Origin of the sequence: Flavobacterium sp. ENC, from assembly GCF_020991415.1 — a bacterium.
Classification (GTDB): Bacteria; Bacteroidota; Bacteroidia; order Flavobacteriales; family Flavobacteriaceae; genus Flavobacterium.
This window is the reverse complement of record NZ_JAJMOY010000001.1, coordinates 770638-791444: the sequence shown is the minus strand read 5'-3', so window position 1 is coordinate 791444 and position 20807 is coordinate 770638. Positions and strand designations below refer to the sequence as shown.

Here is a 20807-nt window from a genome sequence, read left to right as displayed (position 1 = left end):
GGAAGTTATTTGTTTTCCGATTTATATTTAGAAGAGAAAAAGAAAAATTTTAGATGAAAGAAAAAGAAAAAAAAGAGATGAGTTCAGAGAAAGAGGCCAAATTAAAAGCGTTACAACTTACGCTTGACAAACTAGATAAGACGTACGGAAAAGGAACCGTAATGAAAATGGGCGATAAAGCCATCGTAGAAGTTGAAACAATTTCTTCGGGTTCTCTTGGTGTTGATTTAGCGCTTGGAGTAAATGGTTATCCAAGAGGAAGAATCATTGAAATCTACGGACCTGAATCCTCTGGTAAAACTACCCTGACATTACATGCAATTGCAGAAGCCCAAAAAGCAGGCGGAATTGCAGCTTTTATAGATGCTGAACATGCCTTTGACAGAAATTATGCTGAAAAATTAGGCGTAGACATCGAAAACCTGATCATTTCTCAACCGGACAATGGTGAGCAGGCTTTGGAAATTGCAGAAAACCTGATCCGTTCAGGAGCCATTGATATTGTTGTAATTGACTCGGTAGCAGCCTTAACGCCGAAAAGTGAAATCGAAGGTGAAATGGGAGATTCTAAAATGGGTCTTCACGCACGTTTGATGTCTCAGGCATTAAGAAAACTAACGGGAACGATCAGTAAAACCAACTGTACTGTTTTCTTCATCAACCAGTTGAGAGAGAAAATCGGTGTGATGTTCGGAAATCCTGAAACGACAACCGGTGGTAACGCCTTGAAATTCTACGCTTCTGTGCGTTTAGATATTCGTCGTTCTTCCCAGATTAAAGACGGAGAAAACGTAATTGGAAACAGAACCAAAGTAAAAGTGGTTAAAAATAAAGTAGCTCCACCATTTAAAACTGCCGAATTCGACATCATGTACGGAGAAGGAGTTTCTAAAACTGGTGAAATTTTAGATTTAGCAGTCGAATTTGAAATCGTTAAGAAAGCAGGATCATGGTTCAGCTACGGAGATACCAAATTAGGGCAAGGACGTGATGCCGTAAAAGTTTTAATTAAAGATAATCCGGAATTAGCTGATGAACTGGAAGTTAAAATTAAAGCGCACATCAAAGAATTAGCTAACGCTTAAAACAGTGAAAATCTGAATATTGCAGATTTATATACCAACAACCCGACAGGCCCAAAACCTGTCGGGTTTTTTTATTTCAATAAATTATAAAAAAAACTTTTACTATTCACGCAACCTTTTCCGGTTTACGCTCTCTATATAAATGTGATGCCGACATTACAACGATCAAAAATCTAAATATCAATCGTAAATAATTTTATTATGAAAGAAAAAATAGAATTGTTGTGGCGTAAAAATCGCAAACTGACCAAAAAAAAGTTAAAAAAAATACTACGCTTTATTGCAGTTAAAATAATTCATCGTTAGATTTTGAATATAAAAGGGGTTTTAAATTCAAAAGAAAACCCGGCACGATTCATACTCAGTGCCGGGTTTAATATTTATGGGATATCTTTAAATCTTATCTTTCTTTTTAAATTCGAGTAATCCCTTATAAATCAATTGTCTCACCTGATCTCTAAGGTCTTTCCTGCTTTCGCTCGTAAGTCCTTTCGTCTCTACAAACGGCAGTATTTTTCCTCTCATTTTTCCGGGGCTTCCGCTCAAAAAAGTATACGAAAAGCGTTCTTTATTATCGGCAAAAACAATGGGAACAATCGGAATCTGATGGTCAATCGCCAGTCTGAAAGCACCGTCCTTAAATTCATCCAACAGGATTGTTTCATCATCCGGAACTCCTCCTTCAGGAAAAATACAAATACTTAATCCCTGATTCAGACGGTTTTGTGCTCTTTTGAACACTTCATTTTTACTTCTGGATGAATTTCTGTCCACCAGAATACAGGTTCTTTTATAGAAAAAACCAAACAATGGAATCTTTGAAAGCTCCTTTTTACCGACAAAAACAAACGGATTTTTGATTACGGCAAGCATCAGCATAATGTCGGTCATTGAAGTATGGTTGGCTACGATCATATAACTTTTATGCTTTTCCAGCTTTTGTTCCCGCTTAATTTTATAATAAAAACCCATTCCGAAAAGAATGAATTTTGCCCAGATCCGGGCCATTTTAAAAAAGTACGGGTAACCACTTTCGGTTATAATTGATACCAGCAAAAACGGCAGCATAATCAATATCGGAATGGCCATTAAAATATAAAACCAAATGCGCCAGATGATCCAAAAAACAATTTTTATTCCTTTCATGGTTTCAAAAGTAAGAAAACAGAAATGAATTTAGAATTTTAGATCAGTAGATTTTAAGAATATTCGATTTTCTTATAAACAAGCCAGTAATTTCCAAGCAATTTTTAAAAACTTTATAATATTTACAAAGAAAAAATCAAACCTGATGCACTTTGCGAAAAACTTTGCGAACTTTGCGGTTAAAGAATACGAAAAAAACTAGAATGGCAAAAATACTTACTGGTGTTCAGAGTACTGGAACGCCACACTTAGGCAACTTATTAGGAGCAATTATTCCTGCAATCGAATTATCAAACAATCCGGCAAATGAATCTTTTTTGTTTATCGCTGATTTGCATTCCATTACCCAAATAAAAGATGGAAAAACATTACGGGAAAACACCAATAGTACTGCTGCTGCCTGGCTGGCCTGTGGTTTAAATCCGGAGAAAGTAACTTTCTACAGACAGTCTGACGTTACTCAAACTGCAGAATTAACCTGGTATTTAAGCTGTTTTTTTCCATTTCAGCGTTTGACTTTAGCGCATTCTTTCAAAGATAAAGCAGATCGTCTGGACGATGTAAACGCCGGACTTTTCACCTATCCAATGTTAATGGCTGCTGACATTCTGTTGTATGATGCTGAATTTGTACCGGTTGGAAAAGACCAGTTGCAGCATTTAGAAATTACGCGTGACGTCGCTTCCCGTTTCAACCACCAGATGGGAGAAACATTTGTAATTCCGGAAGCTAAAATTCAGGAAGACAGCATGCTGATTCCCGGAACCAATGGTGGAAAAATGAGTAAATCTGCCAATAATATCATCAATATTTTCCTGGATGACAAAACGCTCCGCAAGCAGGTAATGAGTATCGAAACAGACAGCACCCCTCTTGAGGAACCTAAAAATCCGGATACCTGCAATGCCTTTGCGATTTATTCTTTACTGGCAACAGCAGATCAGATTGCCGAAATGAGAGCCAATTATTTAGGCGGAAATTACGGTTATGGTCACGCCAAACAAGCTTTGTTTGAACTGATTACTGAAAAATTCAAAACCGAAAGAGAAAAATACAATTACTACATCAACAACCTGGATGAAATAGATGCTTTATTAAAAAAAGGAGCTGAAAAAGCAGCCAGTGTAGCCAATCCGGTTTTACAGAAAGTTCGTGAAAAACTGGGATTTGGAAAATAGATCTTTTAGACCCGTCAGGTTTTTGAAACCTGAAGGGTTTAAAATTTAAATCAGATCGCCTCAAACAGCTTCCCGGGCAATGGCCGAATTACTCCTTTCAACTCCATGTTTAGTAAGATTCCCGAAATTTTATAAATAGGAAAATCACAACTCAGTGCAATAGTATCGAGTAATTCCCTACCGTTTTTTAGGAGAAAATCGTAAATTTTTTGTTCATCAGCTTCCAGTTCCACAAATAACTGTTTCTGAACCGACTTCCCTGTGCTTTGAATATCCCAGTTGAGCATATAAACCAAATCGGCAGCACTGGTGAGCATGTGCGCTTTTTGGGTTTTAATCAGGTTATTACAACCCATGCTGTAGACATCTGTACTTCGTCCCGGAACGGCAAAAACATCCCGATTGTAATCGTTCGCTATGTTTGCCGTGATTAGCGAGCCACCTCTGTCAGCAGATTCAATAACAATTGTGGCCTCTGAAATTCCGGCAACAATACGGTTTCTGCGGACAAAATTTTCCCTGTCCGGATTAGAGGAGCTCCAAAACTCGGTAATAAAACCGCCATTTTCTTCCATTTTTGCTATATATTTTTTATGTGTTTTAGGATAAATCTGGTTTAATCCGTGAGCCAAAACTCCAATGGTCTGAAGGTTATTTTCCATAGCCAGCTGATGTGCGACAATATCAACACCATATGCAAAACCACTGACAATTATAGGATCCAATGGTGCCAGATCTTCAATAAAGGACCTGCAAAATTCTGTTCCGTAAGAAGTAATCTGGCGGGTACCGACAATGCTGATTATTTTTCTGTTCTTTAAATTAATATTTCCGGCAGAAAAGATCAAAACGGGTGCATCAAAACAATGTTTTAGGCGTTCCGGATAGTCGACATCCTGGAAAAAAGAAACCTCTAAAGAACTAGCCTTTATGAATTCCAGTTCTCTATTCGCTTTTGCAAAGACTGATTTATCTTTCATGTTCTTCAATAATGCGGAACCTACTCCGCCAAGAGCAGCAATCTGATTTATTTTGGTTTTAAAAATCGTCTCCGCATTTCCAAAATGTGCCAATAGTTTTTTAGCCATTACATCTCCAACTCCATCCACTTTAAGTAAGGCTAAAAGGTAAAATAATTCCTGATCTGACATTGTTTAAAAATATTATGTAAAATAGAGTGGGATAAAAATCCGATTCGAAAGCGCAAATATCATTAAAATAAAGTAATTTCTTAATAAAAAATAGTTTAGATCCCGAAAATAATCAATTCCACAATGACTACGTACATTTAACTCTTTGAAAATTAATTATCTATAAAATAAAGAAGATTGTTAATAAAAATTGTGAATAAAATTTTGATAACTATATGCATTACATAACTTTGTTACCATGAAAATCGAAACTTACATCTCGCAATTATTATATCGTTACCAATGCGTAACGGTTCCAGGGTTTGGAGCATTTTTAACCGAAATTCACTCGGCCAGGCTTAATGAAAGCACCAATTCGTTTTTTCCCCCAAAGAAAACTATAGCGTTCAACAGCCTGTTAAAAAACAATGACGGTTTGCTGGCCAATCATATTGCTCAGTCAGAAAATACCTCTTATGGTTTTGCTGTAAGTGCCATTGCACACGAGGTTATGAATTGGAAAAAAGTATTAGAAGAATATGGTGTTTTAAGTTTTAAAAACATCGGTGATATTCGTCTCAATGCAGATAAGAACATGGTTTTTACTCCAAACGATCAGACCAATTATCTTTCAACCTCTTTCGGATTAGGTCCGTTTGTTTCTCCTTTGGTTAAGAGAGAAATATTCGAGAAAAAACTGGAAGAAATTCAGGAAAGAGAAACGATAACCTTACACGAAGCTGAAGAACAAGTACGATCTTCAAGACCGTATTTAAGATATGCTGCCATTTTTGTTTTAGGTTTAGGTATCACCGGAAGTATCGGATATCCTTTGTACCAAAACCAAATAGCCAGCCAGACACTTGTTGTTGAAGGTGCTGTTCAGAAAAAAGTACAGAACAAAATTCAGGAAGCCACTTTTTTTATTCAAAATCCATTACCTGCTGTAACCCTTTCTGTAGATTCAGTTAAAACAGAAACTGCGGAAGTAAAAACAATGCCTTACCACATTATGGCAGGTGCATTCAGAAGCGAACAAAATGCCAGAAAAGCTTATAATCAACTTATAAAGGATGGTTATAATGCACGAATGTTAGGTGAAAACAAACACGGTTTATTCCCGGTTTTATACGGAAGTTATCCAACAATGGCAGAAGCTGAAAAAGCTCAGAAAGAAATTCAAAAAGGAGAAAATCCGGATGCCTGGATTTTAGTCGAAGCATTATAAAATTCCTTTACTACTTACTTATTAAATCCTTTTTTCAAAATGAAAAGAGGATTTTTTTTATCCGGTAGAAAAAAAACGTCGCAGTACGAAAAGTAGCTTCAGTTATTCCACGTGGAAATAAATTTATAGTAAAAACGCTGTTAAAATTGCATTTTAATTTCTTTAAATATAAAAACTGATTATAACGGCTTCATAAAAATCATTCTCAGTTGTTATTTTTACTGGAAACACACAGAAAGTCGTTTCTTTTACAAAAAGAGCTGTAAACGAATAAAAACTGCTTTAAATCAGGTTCTTTATTTCAAAATCAATTTTGCATTTTGGGTCAGGATCTCCTTTCCATCCTGATAAATAGTCAGACTAGCCGGAGGTGAATCGGAAGTTCCAATCACAATAATGGCACATTCATAAGTGAAATTTCCTTTTTTGAATTCATAATGGTGATTTCCACCACTGCCATCAGAAATATCTTTTCCTTTTGTAATCACTAAATCAGGGGTCTCACTCATTGACTTTTTGATCGACCACGATGCATACCTGAAATTATCATTTCCCAAATCATCAATCCTAATTCTGAATTTGCTCGTTTCCAAAATACAAACAGGTGTTTTAAAAGTTGCAATGGCAGGATTCAATTTTCCTTTTTCACTGGCAATCAGTTTGGTCTTTTGCTTTTTTTCGTATTGCGACTGGTAATTTATCGTGATTACTTTACCGTCAGTATCCATCCAGATATCGCCCTGTAAAAGCATAATACCACGCCAGCCCATTTCACTCCAGTCTTTTGCGGGATTCGATTTTATAATTTTATTTTTCAATGTCGTATCAAAAATCTGATCGTATCTTTTTATAAAATCGGCTTTATTCTTAACAGCAGGAATGGGATAATCCCTTCCCAGCGGAAAAGAAATAAAAGTAGCAACACCAGCCTTGTTATTGCTTTTCACATTAGCAATAAAGCTCTTGACAAACTTTTGATATTCCGGTTTTAAATCCTGACTGAAAATCGTGTGAGTGCAAAAAATCAAAAAAACTATATAAATACATCCTTTTTTCATAGTTAAATAATTTGAATCATTATAAATCTGATAGTTAACGTACTATAAAAGTAATTAATTTATACTTGCCTTGAACATTTTAAGTTCATCCCAGGTAAACTCGTCCCCGTGTTTTTCTTTCAGGCCATTCAGCGATTCTTCCTGGTAAAACTCAAAAGCTTCCCGCAAAGCGAGTATTTTATCATAGGGCAGCACATCCGAAATTTCTATTTTTTTAGCCTGAATCAGTTTAACCAAATGTGTTTCAATGGTTTGTACCGTCAACTTTCTCATCCTGGCAATATCCTCAACCGAATTTTTCTCCATCCACAAATCATACGTTTCTTCGACGGTTGTTTTTTTAACTGCCTTTGGTTCGTTTTTGTCCAGTTTTTTCGCTGTATATCGAATAACCGGCTCGTCCAGTTTAAAAATATCGGTATTGCTCATTTGAAATTCCTCACGGATCTTTTCGAGCTTATTCGATTTGAAATTTTTAATTTCAGACGATGTTAGTTTATCTTTACAAATCGTTTCTCCGGCAACGACAATTTCAATTAATAACTTGGCTTTCATTAAACGCAAAACAGCTTTAGTCTGCAGATCATCCAGAAAGGCCAGTTCTTCATAAAATTCCTTTACTTTTTTAAATTTCTGAATTTCAGCCATTTTATGCAAAAGATCGGTAACCAGTTTGTCCATTGGCTTGAAGAAATAGGCATAGGCTGCTTCTACCCTTTCCTGAACAAAGTACAGATCGACTGTCTCGGTATTGAATATTTTATTGAGCTGATTGATGAACTTTTGCGCCGGATCTGTAAGCTGATCTATAATTTCCAGACGTTTGTGCGCCCAGATCGCATGTTTGGCTTTTTCTGAAGCAGCGGCATTTTCGTTGTAACTAAAACGATGATTTCGCCACTCCTGCGTTAAATCTGTCCAGTTAAAACTGTTAATCAAATAGTTATGAATAAAATTTTTCGTTTCAAAATGCAGTGATTTTTCTAAAATATCTTCGCTAGCTTTATTCAAAGCGTAGTCCATCACATCCTGATCATTGGAAATACCGTTCATCTGCATCGGAGAAAGCAAAATAAGCCCGTTTAAGGATCTTAAACGCGATAAAGCAACATAGGCTTGTCCTGGAAGAAAAACCTGCGATACATCAAGCGCAGCTTTGTCGAAAGTTAATCCCTGGCTTTTATGCACCGTAATGGCCCAGGCCAGTTTAAGAGGATAATGGGCAAAAGTGCCTAAAATTTCCTCTTCTATCTCTTTTGTAAGCTCATTGACTTTGTAGCGGATATTTTTCCATTCGTATTTCTCTACTTCGATGGTTTTATTTTCTTCCGGAAAGTGTACAAAGATTTCTTCGGGCGAAAGTGACTTGATAATGCCCATTTTTCCATTAAAATAGCGTTTTTCGAAAGACAAATCGTTTTTAACGAACATTACCTGGGCACCCACCTTCAGTTTCAGGTTTTCTTCAACAGGGAAAATTTTTTCCGGGAAATCACTTACGATAAAGGGCTGGTACGAATATTCCCTTCCGGCCAAATCATTAATCGACTGCTCGTTAATGGAATCTGCTTTGGCATTGTGCGTAGTTAAAGTGATATAGCCTTCATGATTTTTTAAATCGAAATCCGGTTTGACATACTGGTTCAGAAACTGGATATCCTGCGGTGAAATCTGATTATTTCTCAGATTATTCAAAACAGCAATAAAATCATCATCGGTCTGACGATAAATCTTCGATAATTCAATATACAAAGGCGGATTTTGCTGTATAACATGTGAATGAAAAAAGAATTTCCCTTTATAATAATTGCGCAGCGTTCTCCATTCTTCATCCCGGATTACGGGCGGCAATTGCAGTAAATCACCAATAAAAAGGACCTGAACACCTCCAAAAGCCTGTGAATTTCTACGGACCGTCTGCATCATAAAGTCAATAGCATCAAGCAAATCGGCACGAAGCATACTTACTTCATCAATAATCAGCAATTCCATGTTTTTGATCACGTTTCGCTTGACATTATTCATTTTAAAATGTCTTCGCAGTGTTTCCTTATTTTCGAATTTTACGGTTTCTGTAAACTGGGAATTCGCTTCATAAGAGGGAATAAAGGCAGAAAAAGGCAGCTGAAACATGGAGTGAATGGTTACTCCTCCGGCATTTAGTGCGGCAATTCCTGTAGGGGCCACAACCACAGTATTTTTATGTGTAGTAGCAATAATTTCACGCAAAAGTGTCGTTTTTCCTGTACCCGCTTTACCGGTAAGGAATATAGACTTTTGCGTCTGATTGATGAATTGTAAGGTATAAGCAGCAGCTTCTGTAACGTCTTGCATTTGGCTTGTATTGAAAAACTAAAAGTATCGTATTTTTATAAAAGAAAAAAACCTAAATCTGAGATAGATTTAGGTTTTTAAATTTAGTTCGTTTGGAAGCTTATTTTTTAGCCTCTTCGCCTTCTTTAGCCGGAGCTTTTTCGTCTGTTTTAGGAGCTGCTTTGTACTTATCGTTCAAAGCTTTAATGATATCTTTTGTAATATCATATTTCTCTTCAGCATATAATACTGTAGCAGCATCACCAGTTCCGTAGATATAAGAGTAACCGTTTTTCTTACCGTATTCTTTGATGAATTTCTTCACTCCGCTTACAAGAGAGTCCATTTCAACTCCGCTTTCCTGTTGTAATTGTTGAGATAAAGCTTGTTGGGCGTAACCCAATTGCTGCTCTCTTTTTTGCAACTCAGCACCTCTTTGTTGTGCCCATGCCTGACCGTTTGCCTGTGCCTGACTTTGAAAACTAGCAGCGTCTTGTTTAAAACGAGTAATTTCAGCTTGTAGTTGTCTTCCTTTTTCTTCTGCCTGACCTTTGTATTTTGCTTCCAGATCTTTTGCCTCAGTGTACTCTTTCATTAAAACCGAAGTATCAACGTAAGCCGTTTTTACTTCTTTAACTTCTGCTGTTTTACCACATGAAACAACTAAAATTGAAACTGCGATAATTACTAATGCTTTTTTCATTTTTTTTAATTTCTATTTTTTTAATGTTGAAGACAAAAATATAAAAAAATAAATAGCATCAACATAAAGTTTAAAAAATGCTCTTTTTTTCTTGTATCAATTTTTGTTATCGGACTTAAAATATTTATAATTTACTGTTATTACTAATGGATTTATTAGCTCAATTTTAAGCGATTTTCTAAAAAAAGACATATTCAGAGTCCTTTTTACTGTAAAACTTCGCTTAAATAGGCCAAAAATAAGTTTTAGCTGTTTTTTAGCATGTAAATGTGCGAAGAATATTCCAATGTTTGCTTCGCTTTCAGATTTGACTTTAAACCCACAAAAAAAGCGCGAATGTAATTCATTTTTCCGGTTTTGTATTTCTCCGATAATAAGCTCACATAAAAAGAATCAAATTTCATCGGAAGCACTTTTTCCAGCTTCATATCCACTTTTGCAAAAAGGGACTGAATCGCTTTTTTCGAAAAATGCCAAAAGTGAATCGGCACATCATAAGCTGCCCAAAATTCTTTATAATATTTAGCGTCGTACGATTTGAAATTTGGAACCGCAACAATTAATGTTCCAGTTGGTTTTAATAAACGCTTCAGTTCCTGAATTTGTAATTCCAAATTTGGAACGTGTTCCAAAACATGCCACATGGTAATGACGTCGAAAGAATTATTTTCAAGGACACTTATTTCTTCTACAAATGAAATTCCTTTTTTAATCGCGATTTCTTTTGCTCTTTCGCTCGGCTCTACTCCGACTGTTTCCCAACCGTCATTTTTTGCCGTTAATAAAAAATCTCCGGTTCCGGCACCAATATCTAAAATTTTACCTTTTTGAGATTGTTCCGAATTAATTAAATCCAGTTTATTTTTCAACGCAATATTTTTTACAAAATGGTACGCTTTTTCAAAAACGGAACGTTTGTTGTCTGTATGCGAAATATAATCTTCGCTTTCGTAATATCTTCCTAAATTTTCTAAATCCGGCTGCGGGGATGTAATGAGCATGTCGAGATTTTCATCATGAAACAATTCGAAAATTTCTTTGGATACCGAGTGATCTTTTACAGTAAGAAAATGTTTTTTATTTAAAACGTCCATTTTTTAATTATAGGTATTTTGGTTTAATTTCACAGCAAACCCTAAAAATGAAATTTTCACTTTTAGGGTCTTCTTATTTTATATTTATTTTACTTTTTCCAATTTATTTTGACAGCAGACATTTTCTCGTTTTCAATTCTTGTTTCGGTACAAATTACAAATCCGTTTTTGATGTAAAACAACAGTGGAGATTTATACTTCTCTTTATTTTGTTTCACATCCTTTTCGTGATCAATAACCCAACCATTCAAACTGTCTTTCCTCTTTTTCAATTCATTAATCAGAAGCGATCCTTTTCCTGTTCCCTGAACATCCTGATTTAAAATTACAGCAAACCAGTCTTCATCGTTTCTTAAAAACGTAAATGCCCAACCTTTTATTTTATCTTCATCATCGATTAACAAATAATGATTCTTTTCAGATAATGCGTCCAGATACAAATCAAATTCATCCATTGTCTGATAATTCAATCGCTCCGGATATTCACTATTCCAAAGTTGCAATAACACTTCTTTATCCTGCAATGATAAAACTTCTTTCTCAATTATCTTCATGAGTAGATGATAAAAAATAATTACTTTATATTGGAACTGTCACCGATAGTTTCACGTGGAACAATTTTTAGTCACAGTCTCAGTGTTCAGTCTCAGTGTTCAGTCTCAGTGTTCAGTCTCAGTGTTCAGTCTCAGTGTTCAGTCTCAGTTTTCAGTTTACGATTTAGAACAAACAACTGAAAACTGAGACTGAAAACTGAAAACTAAAAACTACCTTCCCATGTAAATTAACAATACCGAAATATCACTTGGCGAAACACCGCTGATTCTTGAAGCCTGAGAAATTGTTACGGGACGGATTTTACTCAGTTTCTGTTTTGCTTCAATCGACATTGATTTGATTTTATTATAATCAAAGTTCTCCGGAATTTTTACTTCTTCCAGTCTTGTCAGCTTATCTGCATTGTTTCTTTCCTTCTCAATATAACCGGAATATTTTACCTGGATTTCGGCTTGTTCTAAAATTTCCTGATCCAAATCATTCTCTGCAACATACGCAGCTACTTTCTCAAACTTCATGATATCTTCCAAATCAATCTGAGGACGAGAGAAAACTTTAAACATCTTATCACCTTGCGTAATCAGGGCTGTATCTTTAGATTCCAAAATAGGATTTGCCTCTCCAATCGAAACACTTGTTTCTTTGAAAAAGGCAACCATCTTTTCAGACTCGTTTAATTTATGTTCCATTCTGCGTAAACGTTTTTCAGACGCCAGACCAATTTCGTGCGACATTGGCGTTAACCTGAAATCGGCATTATCCTGACGCAACAATGTTCGGTATTCTGCCCGTGACGTAAACATACGATATGGTTCTTCCGTTCCTTTTGTAATCAGGTCATCAATCAGAACTCCGATATACGCTTCGTCACGTTTTAAAATCAACGGGGCTTTTTCATGCACTTTTAAATGCGCATTGATTCCTGCCATCAATCCTTGTGAGGCTGCTTCTTCATATCCTGTTGTTCCGTTTATTTGTCCGGCAAAATATAATCCTTCCACCAGCTTTGTTTCCAAAGTATGTTTCAATTGGGTTGGCGGAAAATAATCATATTCGATTGCATAACCCGGACGGAAAAATTTCACCTTTTCAAAACCGGCTACAGATCGCAACGCTTTAAATTGAATATCCTCCGGTAACGAAGTTGAAAATCCGTTTACATAGACCTCGCAGGTATTCCAACCTTCCGGTTCGACAAATAACTGGTGACGCTCTTTATCTGCAAAACGATTTATCTTATCTTCTATCGAAGGACAGTATCTCGGGCCGATACTTTTAATACGACCGTTGAACATTGGTGAACGATCAAAACCTGACCTCAAAATATCATGTACATCCAATGACGTATAGGTCATATGACAAGATCTTTGGTGAACCAACGGCGATGTCACATCTGAATACGAAAACTTATCCGGTTTTGCATCTCCTTTTTCTTCATTCATTTTAGAATAATCCAGAGAGCGACCATCTACTCGCGGAGGCGTTCCTGTTTTCATTCTTCCCGATTCAAAACCTGCCGCAACCAAATCTTCGGTGATTCCATACGCTGCACTTTCACCCGCTCTGCCTCCACCGAATTGTTTGTCCCCGATATGAATCAAACCATTCAAAAAAGTTCCATTTGTCAGGACAACAGATTTCGAACGAATTTCAATTCCTAGTGAAGTTTTGATTCCTTTTATTTTTCCATTCTCAATAATCAATCCTTTGACCATCTCCTGGTAGAAATCAAGATTCGGAGTTCCCTCCAGCATCATTCTCCATTCTTCGGCAAAACGCATTCGGTCGCTCTGAACTCTTGGCGACCACATGGCAGGTCCTTTTGATTTATTCAGCATCTTGAACTGGATAGCCGTTTTATCCGAAACAATTCCGGAGTATCCACCAAGGGCATCAATCTCACGAACGATCTGTCCCTTTGCAATTCCGCCCATCGCAGGATTACAGGACATCTGTGCAATGTTTTGCAAACTCATTGTAACCAATAAAGTTTTTGATCCCAAATTTGCGGCCGCTGCCGCGGCTTCAGAACCAGCATGGCCAGCACCCACCACAATAACATCGTATTCTTCTAAAAACATTTGTTTTATTATTCTCTGGAAACCGGTTAAGTCGGTTCTCAGAATTAACTTTATAAACTTTTTGTTCCACGTGGAACGGCGCTAAAGCGCAACACAAACTCTGAAATTTCAATTTCTAGATTCCAAATTCCAAACCAACTATAATCTGTTCCACGTGGAACAGATTAAAAAACATCACGTGTTTTACCAAATCTCCAAAATAAAACCTCTTCATATTATGTTCCACGTGAAACATCTGAAAGGTTAAATTGTAAGTTTTGAATGTTTCACGTGGAACGTTTAAAACAAATTAAACTCATAGTGTTTCACGTGGAACATAATTTCAGAAAACAATTATTGATTTAAGTTATAGTTCCACGTGGAACATAGCGATTTTTTCATCTTCTTTCGAACGCATCACATCTGCATCTGCATCTGTTTTGTCTTTGTATCCACAGTAATGTAATATACCGTGGGCTAAAACACGCTTTAATTCTTCTTCAAAAGAGACCTCAAAATCTTTAGCATTATCTTCTACTCTTTCTACAGAAACAAAAATGTCTCCGTTTAGTTCGTTACCTACAGTGTAATCAAAACTAATAATATCTGTTAGTGTATCGTGGTTTAGATATTCCACATTAATTTTATGAAGATATTCATCATCACAAAATATATAATTTATCTCCCCTTCGTTTTTATTCTCAGAAACAATAACAGCACTCAACCAGTTAGAAAAGGCTTCTTCGTTGTCTAAATTAAAATCTGTTTCGTAATTAAAATTGATCATTTTGTATTAAAATATTCTTGAACCTTTTGGTTAAAATTTGAGCGCAAAGGTAGTGATTGTCTATTTAAAATCTCTACACTGTTTAAATAATCCAATAATGAGCTTGGTAAAGCATTTGAACGATTTGTAAATTCAGCCTTATTTGTTTCAGACTGGCGTTTCGTATCCTGCCCTTGTTGCTGAACAGCATTGTTTAATTTTAATAATTCCTGCTGAATATTTAAGATTCTTTGCAGGTTCTCGTTTTTAAATCCTTTATTTAAAAGTTGCTTCTCTGATTGTTTCATCTGATCGATCACAGATTTTCCCTGAGAATCTAATCCTTGTTTGGCTAATTCTTTTTGTAATGCTTCACGAAGTTTTACCTGCTCCTTATAAATCTCCATTATAGCTTCGGCATCTCCTTCGCCATCATCTCCTTCTTTTCCGCTCTTTTCCCCTTTCCCGTTTTTACCATCTTTTCCTGAAGAACTTTTATCACCGCCTTTACTTCCCTGACCATCTTTACCCTGACCCTCTTTTCCGTTTCCGCTTTTTCCCTGTCCCGGTTTTTCACCCTGACCTTGTCCTGGTTTGTCTCCGCTTTTGTCCCCGGGTTTATCTCCTTGCTTCATTCCGTCTTTCATTTTATCTGCTAAACCCTTCTGTTTTTTAATAATGTCCGGAAGTTGCATTCCTTGTCCATCACCTGGTTTTGGTTTTCCTGCACCTGGTTTAGACATTGACATTTGCATATTGTTTAGTAAATCACTTAAAAAGTCCGCTAGTTTATTAGCAGAGGAAACTGCATATTGCTGGTGTGAAACTCCTTTTGGAACCTGAACATCCGTTAACGCTTCAATAGCTTTGTCGACATTGTATTGCACATTCCCAATTTCCTTTGTTACATCTTCGGCTACTTTAGGGTTACGCAATGACAAAGCAAACAGACTATCATCAACATGTTTGAATTGTTGTTTTAGATTTTGCTGCACTTTTATATTCTTTGTATATAAAGAAGAACCTAATCTCATCGTTTTAAATTGTTTCATCACATCTTCCTGAGATAATGAATACGCTAGAAGATTATCCAGCACCTGGCGAAGCATTGCCACATCTTCTTCCAGTTGCTCCTGTTCTCCACCCTCCATTCCTGCATCCATTTGTTCTGCCATGCTTTTCATTTTTTTGGCTGCACTCTTTTGTTTTGGTTTCGCTGAAGAAGTATTCTTTTTATTCAGTTCATCAGAAGCTTTTTTCAAATCATCTTCTACTTCTTTTTCTTTTGATGCGTCCGAAGGAATATCTAAAGGAGCTTTTAAAGTTTTATTTTCTTCTTTCAGGTCTTTTAAATCTTCCTGAATCTTATCAAAAGATTTATTAATCTCATCCTGTTTCTCTGATGTGTTTTCCTTTTCTTTATTAGAAAGCTGTTCCTGCTTCTCTGCAAGTTTTTCTAATTTCTCTGCAACCTGTTCTGCTTTCTTTGAAACGTAAAAACGTTTGGTTAGCTCTACTAACTGTTCTAAATTTTTGGATTGGTTTTTACTGATCTGTTTGAACTTTTCCATCTTATCAAACAGGTCTTCACTGTTTAATTTATCATTCAGGTTTTTGAGTTCGTCTAATAGTTTCTGGTTTTTCTCCAGATCTTTATCGGCATTCTCTAAGCGTTTTTGTAAATCTTCCGCTGTTTTATCCTTCTTATCTTCCTTAAACTTATCAAGATTTTTGTTCATTTTCTCTGCAAATTGTTTCATCAATTCGTCCTGTTGTTTCTGACGTTTGATAAAATCATTGATTTTTTGCTGATCTTTAAATTCCAGATTATCTTTTTCTTTTCCTGAATTCTGAATCTTATCCATCTCTGACAATTGTTTCGTCTGGTTCTTCAACGACTTTTCTAAACTATTTATATTTTGATTTTGCTGCTGCAATTCCATATCATTCACTTCATCTGTTGTAGAAACTCTGTCTGAAAAAACAGAAGACTTTGTGCTCTTAAAATGGTGTGGCGCATCGTTATCGAAAACTTCAAAATAATACTCATAAGACACTCCTTCTTCTACCGCCAGATTACTTGGAAAAGAAAAAACAAACTGATCAAATACTGTCTGCTTTACCGGAATGGTTCCACGCTTTGCCGTTTGTGGTTTGTTACGTTCGTAGTAAACAATCTGCAATTTCGATAACCCGTAATCATCTCCCAATCTTCCCAACACATAACTTTTATCCAGCTTTAAACTATCCGGCGCAGGTGCAACAGTTATGGTTGGATGCTGATCTTTGATAACGGACAGCTGATAGTCCAGTTTTTCATAGTTTTTGACCTTATTATTGGAAGTAAGGATTTGATATTCTGTATTTTGACCGATGTTTTTACTCAATTTAAACTCATTTTCGGCCTTATTGAATTTAAAAATTGAATTTTCATCTTTCCATACAATCTCCTGAGTCGCTTGCGTATTCATTTTCCAGGTCACCAAAGTTCCTTCCGGCACGATTGCATTACCGGTTCCCTGAATGGTTTCGGATTTCTTTTTTAAGTAGGATGGAAAATTCAACACCATTTCGAAGTTCGCAATTGACGGAACGGTGATTACTTTCAATTCATATTCTTCAGATGAAACTGAATTTCCTTCAAACGTAAAAGAGACATTTTCTGTTGGTTTTTCAATCTTGAATTCAAACTTTCCCGGCTGGGAACTTTCCATAAAATAGCTTTCGTCACCAATATGAATCATCACATTCTCCGGAACGATTTTACCGACTGATTCCATTTTTACAATAAAATCTTTGTTCTGTTCTGTTTGCAAATTCTGATTAAGCACTACAAATTTGAAAGGTGCCGGAGGTAAAAATGTAGCATTGAAATGTACTACCCTGTTTAAACTCTGAGAAATTATAGTACTGTTTCCTGAGATATAAAACACTGCAAAAAGTAAAATTGGAATGAGTGCTAATGGCAAATACTTTTTGTTTGAATTAAAATTAATAGCATTCCCGAATGGAATTGGCTGCAGTGAATTTGCTTTTTGTTCTATAGATGCCAGCATCAACTCTGAACTTTCCGTTGAATTTTCAGAAGCAGACAACTGCAAAAAATTCGTCAGCTTGTCACTTACCTCTGTAAAATGATTTCCAATAATAGTGGAAGCCTGATTATAATCGATTCCTTTTTGAAGTTTGAACAGCTTAAAAATTGGAAACAAAATAAAACGAAACAAAAGGAAAACTTCTACTCCTATAAAAAGCCAGAATAAAAGTGTTCTTCCCGTTGGTTTTAACCAAAGAAAATACTCAATAAAAAGCGTAAACAAAAAATACAAAAGTCCAAAACCGGTAAAAAGCAGCATCCCTTTTATCAGTTCATTGGTATAATATTTTTTAATAAAAGCTTCAAGCTTCAGATATATGGCAGACGTTGTTTTCAAAATGAATCTGTTTGATTTATAACCTATAAAAGTAGTAATTTTAATTAGATAATTCCCAATGAGAAAATTAGTCAATTCAGCCATAAGCAACACATTATCTCCTTAAACTGATTTTCTAATTTTCTAATTAGAATCGTATCTTTGCATCAAAATTTAAACAAATGTCAAAGCAAGTTCGTGTGCGTTTTGCACCTAGTCCAACAGGGCCATTACATATTGGCGGTGTTCGTACTGCCCTATTTAATTATTTATTTGCCAAAAAAAATAATGGTGTTTTCTATCTTAGAATTGAAGATACGGATCAGACCCGTTTTGTTCCGGGTGCCGAAGCCTATATTATGGAAGCACTGGAATGGTTAGGGATTGCTCCTGAAGAAACGGTTGGGAAAAACGAAAAATTTGGTCCGTACAGACAAAGTGACCGTAAAGAAATATATCAGAAATATGCCGATCAGCTGATCAGTTCGGGTTGGGCGTATTATGCTTTTGATACTCCGGAAGCTTTAGATGCGCACAGAAAACAACACGAAGCGGAAGGAAAAACGTTTATTTATAATCATCACAATCGTGAAAAGTTAGATACTTCCCTGGTAATTTCTGCTGACGAAGTTGCTAAAAGAATTGCAAATGGAGAACATTATGTAATCCGTTTTAAAACTCCGGTTGACGAAACTTTGCATTTGAAAGATATCATTCGCGGTGATGTTAAGTTCGAAACAAATCTTCTTGATGATAAAGTATTATTCAAAAGTGATGGAATGCCAACTTATCACCTGGCCAATATTGTAGATGATCATTTGATGGAAACGTCACATGTAATTCGTGGTGAAGAATGGCTGCCATCGATGCCGCTTCATGTTTTATTATACAGAGCTTTTGGCTGGGATGCACCGGAATTTGCACATTTGCCATTGATTTTAAAACCAGTTGGAAATGGAAAATTATCCAAAAGAGATGGTGATAAACTAGGATTTCCTGTGTTTCCTTTAGAATGGAAAACCGAAGAAGGTATTTCATCGGGTTACAGAGAGAAAGGATTTTTCCCGGAAGCTGTTATAAACTTCCTTGCTTTATTAGGCTGGAACGACGGAACGGATAAAGAATTATTTTCTCTTGAAGAGTTAGTGGATGCTTTTGACTTAAACAGAGTTCATAAATCAGGAGCTAAATTTGATCCTGAGAAAAATAAATGGTTCAATCACCAATACCTGATCAAACAAAATGATGCCGATTTAGCCAAAGACTTCACTCCTATTTTGATAGAAAAAGGTGTTGATATTTCTAAATTTGATATTACAAGAATAGTTTCTTTGATTAAAGAAAGAGCTCATTTTGTTTCTGAATTTTGGGATTTGACAGATTTCTTTTTCCAGGCTCCAACCTCATATGATGAAAAGGCAAGCAAAAACTGGAAGGAAGAAACTCCAACTTTAATGCAGGAATTAATTTCAACTCTTGAATATATTGACGGATTTGATTCCGTAAATATTGAAGCAATCGTAAAAGACTGGTTAACAAAAAACGAAATTGGTATGGGTAAAGTAATGCAGCCTTTCCGTTTGAGTTTAGTTGGAGCTTTGAAAGGTCCTCACCTGTTTGACATTGTTGAAATAATCGGAAAAGAAGAAACTATTTCGAGAATTCAGAAAGCAATAAGTTCTTTATAGAAGATATACTTTTAAATATAAATGCTAAGTAACATTAATAAAATGTTCTTAGCGTTTTTTTTATATTCTAAACCGAAGAAATTTCGTAATTTACGCATCCATAAAACTTAAATCAATATCATTATGAGTATTCCATTTATTGTCATTATTGTCTTCGGTTTCTTTATTTTTCTCTCCTCTTTCTTTACTGTAAAACAACAATCTTCTGTTGTAATCGAAAGATTTGGTAAATTCTTAAGTGTAAGAAATTCAGGTTTACAGCTTAAAATTCCGATCGTTGACAGAATTGCCGGACGCGTAAATCTTAAAATTCAACAGTTAGATGTTATCATTGAAACTAAAACCAAAGACAACGTTTTTATCAAAATGAAAGTTTCGGTTCAGTTTAAAGTGATCCAGGAAAAAGTATACGATGCTTTTTATAAACTGGAATATCCACACGATCAGATTACGGCTTATGTTTTTGACGTGGTTCGTGCTGAAGTTCCAAAACTAAAACTGGATGATGTTTTCGAAAGAAAAGATGATATTGCTATTGCTGTAAAAAGAGAATTGAATGAAGCCATGACTACTTACGGGTATGATATTATCAATACATTGGTTACCGATATTGATCCGGACATCCAGGTAAAAAATGCCATGAACAGAATCAATGCTGCGGACAGAGAAAAAACAGCAGCAGAATTTGAAGCGGAAAGTTCAAGAATCAGAATTGTAGCAAAAGCAAAAGCCGAAGCTGAAAGTAAACGTTTACAAGGTCAGGGTATTGCAGATCAGCGTCGTGAAATCGCAAGAGGTTTAGTAGAAAGTGTTGAAGTGCTGAACAATGTTGGAATCAATTCCCAGGAAGCTTCTGCCCTTATTGTGGTTACACAACATTACGATACTTTACAGGCGATTGGAGCTGATGCAAATTCCAACTTAATATTGCTTCCCAATTCTCCACAAGCCGGAAGTGACATGCTAAATAACATGGTGGCTTCCTTTACGGCCTCTAATCAGGTTGGTGAAATGATGAAGAAAAACAATAAAAAAATTGAGAAACCAAAATCTAAACCAATTGAACCACAATCCGGTTACGAAGATGACATTACTCCAGAAATTAAATAAATATCAAAAAACGAAAAAGAGGCTTAACTGCCTCTTTTTTTATTGATAAACCAACCGATTACAGAAGGCAAAATGGATTGCAAAATCTGTGGATATGAGCTTGAGAAGTAATCTTTATAAGAAGAAAAAAATCCATTTACGATATATTGCGGTGTAATCGATTCTTTTGTTCTTTGAAAATTTAAAACTAATTTTTGATAATTAATCTCTTTTTCGAGTTTCAGAATTTCCAGATCTCTTTCGATTTCTGCGTATGATGCGTATTTTTTAGTTTCCATAA

The 20807-nt window shown here is 35.8% G+C and carries 16 protein-coding genes; 5 read left to right on the top strand and 11 right to left on the bottom strand.

Going from position 1 to position 20807, the window contains the following annotated elements; all coding sequences use genetic code 11:
* The first annotated feature begins 77 nt into the window (after positions 1–77).
* Entirely contained in the window at positions 78–1085 is a 1008-nt protein-coding gene (gene recA / locus LPB89_RS03295; RefSeq protein WP_230700550.1) for a recombinase RecA, read from the top strand.
* A gap of 393 nt (positions 1086–1478) precedes the next feature.
* Here recA and LPB89_RS03290 read toward each other — a convergent pair whose 3' ends face one another.
* On the bottom strand, positions 1479–2231 hold the full coding sequence (locus LPB89_RS03290) for a 1-acyl-sn-glycerol-3-phosphate acyltransferase (RefSeq protein WP_230700245.1): 753 nt from the start codon (positions 2229–2231) through the stop codon (positions 1479–1481).
* 203 nt (positions 2232–2434) lie between these two features.
* On the opposite strand from LPB89_RS03290, the gene trpS reads away from it, so the two are divergent.
* On the top strand, positions 2435–3409 hold the full coding sequence (gene trpS / locus LPB89_RS03285) for a tryptophan--tRNA ligase (RefSeq protein WP_230700244.1): 975 nt from the start codon (positions 2435–2437) through the stop codon (positions 3407–3409).
* 50 nt (positions 3410–3459) lie between these two features.
* Here the strand turns inward: trpS and dprA are convergent, their stop codons facing one another.
* Positions 3460–4560 (bottom strand): DNA-processing protein DprA, encoded by a 1101-nt coding sequence (gene dprA / locus LPB89_RS03280; RefSeq protein WP_230700243.1) that lies wholly within the window; start codon positions 4558–4560, stop codon positions 3460–3462.
* A 238-nt stretch (positions 4561–4798) separates the two neighbouring features.
* On the opposite strand from dprA, the gene LPB89_RS03275 reads away from it, so the two are divergent.
* On the top strand, positions 4799–5767 hold the full coding sequence (locus LPB89_RS03275; protein WP_230700242.1) for an SPOR domain-containing protein: 969 nt from the start codon (positions 4799–4801) through the stop codon (positions 5765–5767).
* A gap of 296 nt (positions 5768–6063) precedes the next feature.
* Here the strand turns inward: LPB89_RS03275 and LPB89_RS03270 are convergent, their stop codons facing one another.
* From LPB89_RS03270 to LPB89_RS03235, 8 genes are all read right to left on the bottom strand, one after another.
* Positions 6064–6825 (bottom strand): hypothetical protein, encoded by a 762-nt coding sequence (locus LPB89_RS03270; protein ID WP_230700241.1) that lies wholly within the window; start codon positions 6823–6825, stop codon positions 6064–6066.
* Between the two features lie 54 nt (positions 6826–6879).
* The gene (locus LPB89_RS03265) at positions 6880–9159 is read right to left on the bottom strand and encodes a helix-turn-helix domain-containing protein (protein WP_230700240.1); all 2280 of its coding nucleotides are present in this window, start codon (positions 9157–9159) and stop codon (positions 6880–6882) included.
* A gap of 100 nt (positions 9160–9259) precedes the next feature.
* Positions 9260–9841 carry an OmpH family outer membrane protein gene (locus LPB89_RS03260; RefSeq protein ID WP_230700239.1) on the bottom strand — a complete coding sequence of 194 codons (582 nt, stop codon included), beginning with the start codon at positions 9839–9841 and terminating at the stop codon, positions 9260–9262.
* Positions 9842–10086: 245 nt separating this feature from the next.
* On the bottom strand, positions 10087–10935 hold the full coding sequence (locus tag LPB89_RS03255; RefSeq protein ID WP_230700238.1) for a bifunctional 2-polyprenyl-6-hydroxyphenol methylase/3-demethylubiquinol 3-O-methyltransferase UbiG: 849 nt from the start codon (positions 10933–10935) through the stop codon (positions 10087–10089).
* Between the two features lie 89 nt (positions 10936–11024).
* The gene (locus tag LPB89_RS03250; protein WP_230700237.1) at positions 11025–11489 is read right to left on the bottom strand and encodes a GNAT family N-acetyltransferase; all 465 of its coding nucleotides are present in this window, start codon (positions 11487–11489) and stop codon (positions 11025–11027) included.
* Between the two features lie 210 nt (positions 11490–11699).
* Positions 11700–13571, bottom strand: coding sequence for a tRNA uridine-5-carboxymethylaminomethyl(34) synthesis enzyme MnmG (gene mnmG, locus LPB89_RS03245; protein ID WP_230700236.1), 1872 nt, complete (start codon positions 13569–13571; stop codon positions 11700–11702).
* Between the two features lie 346 nt (positions 13572–13917).
* Positions 13918–14337: an rRNA maturation RNase YbeY gene (gene ybeY, locus LPB89_RS03240; RefSeq protein ID WP_230700235.1), complete on the bottom strand. Its 420-nt coding sequence runs from the start codon at positions 14335–14337 to the stop codon at positions 13918–13920.
* Positions 14334–17750, bottom strand: coding sequence for a DUF4175 family protein (locus LPB89_RS03235; protein ID WP_230700234.1), 3417 nt, complete (start codon positions 17748–17750; stop codon positions 14334–14336). The genes ybeY and LPB89_RS03235 overlap by 4 nt, the downstream gene beginning before the upstream one ends.
* A 161-nt stretch (positions 17751–17911) precedes the next feature.
* On the opposite strand from LPB89_RS03235, the gene gltX reads away from it, so the two are divergent.
* A complete protein-coding gene (gltX, locus tag LPB89_RS03230; RefSeq protein WP_230700233.1) occupies positions 17912–19417 on the top strand; it encodes a glutamate--tRNA ligase in 1506 nt (501 codons plus the stop codon).
* A gap of 123 nt (positions 19418–19540) precedes the next feature.
* Entirely contained in the window at positions 19541–20527 is a 987-nt protein-coding gene (locus LPB89_RS03225; RefSeq protein WP_230700232.1) for an SPFH domain-containing protein, read from the top strand.
* Positions 20528–20550: 23 nt separating this feature from the next.
* Here LPB89_RS03225 and LPB89_RS03220 read toward each other — a convergent pair whose 3' ends face one another.
* Positions 20551–20805, bottom strand: a complete 255-nt coding sequence (locus LPB89_RS03220; RefSeq protein WP_230700231.1) for a DUF6327 family protein — start codon at positions 20803–20805, stop codon at positions 20551–20553.
* Positions 20806–20807: the final 2 nt, after the last annotated feature.

Coding starts and splice junctions, on each gene's coding strand:
- recA (WP_230700550.1), top strand. CDS start 78: ATGAGTTCAGAGAAAGAGGCCAAATTAAAAGCGTTACAACTTACGCTT.
- LPB89_RS03290 (WP_230700245.1), bottom strand. CDS start 2,231: ATGAAAGGAATAAAAATTGTTTTTTGGATCATCTGGCGCATTTGGTTT.
- trpS (WP_230700244.1), top strand. CDS start 2,435: ATGGCAAAAATACTTACTGGTGTTCAGAGTACTGGAACGCCACACTTA.
- dprA (WP_230700243.1), bottom strand. CDS start 4,560: ATGTCAGATCAGGAATTATTTTACCTTTTAGCCTTACTTAAAGTGGAT.
- LPB89_RS03275 (WP_230700242.1), top strand. CDS start 4,799: ATGAAAATCGAAACTTACATCTCGCAATTATTATATCGTTACCAATGC.
- LPB89_RS03270 (WP_230700241.1), bottom strand. CDS start 6,825: ATGAAAAAAGGATGTATTTATATAGTTTTTTTGATTTTTTGCACTCAC.
- LPB89_RS03265 (WP_230700240.1), bottom strand. CDS start 9,159: ATGCAAGACGTTACAGAAGCTGCTGCTTATACCTTACAATTCATCAAT.
- LPB89_RS03260 (WP_230700239.1), bottom strand. CDS start 9,841: ATGAAAAAAGCATTAGTAATTATCGCAGTTTCAATTTTAGTTGTTTCA.
- LPB89_RS03255 (WP_230700238.1), bottom strand. CDS start 10,935: ATGGACGTTTTAAATAAAAAACATTTTCTTACTGTAAAAGATCACTCG.
- LPB89_RS03250 (WP_230700237.1), bottom strand. CDS start 11,489: ATGAAGATAATTGAGAAAGAAGTTTTATCATTGCAGGATAAAGAAGTG.
- mnmG (WP_230700236.1), bottom strand. CDS start 13,571: ATGTTTTTAGAAGAATACGATGTTATTGTGGTGGGTGCTGGCCATGCT.
- ybeY (WP_230700235.1), bottom strand. CDS start 14,337: ATGATCAATTTTAATTACGAAACAGATTTTAATTTAGACAACGAAGAA.
- gltX (WP_230700233.1), top strand. CDS start 17,912: ATGTCAAAGCAAGTTCGTGTGCGTTTTGCACCTAGTCCAACAGGGCCA.
- LPB89_RS03225 (WP_230700232.1), top strand. CDS start 19,541: ATGAGTATTCCATTTATTGTCATTATTGTCTTCGGTTTCTTTATTTTT.
- LPB89_RS03220 (WP_230700231.1), bottom strand. CDS start 20,805: ATGGAAACTAAAAAATACGCATCATACGCAGAAATCGAAAGAGATCTG.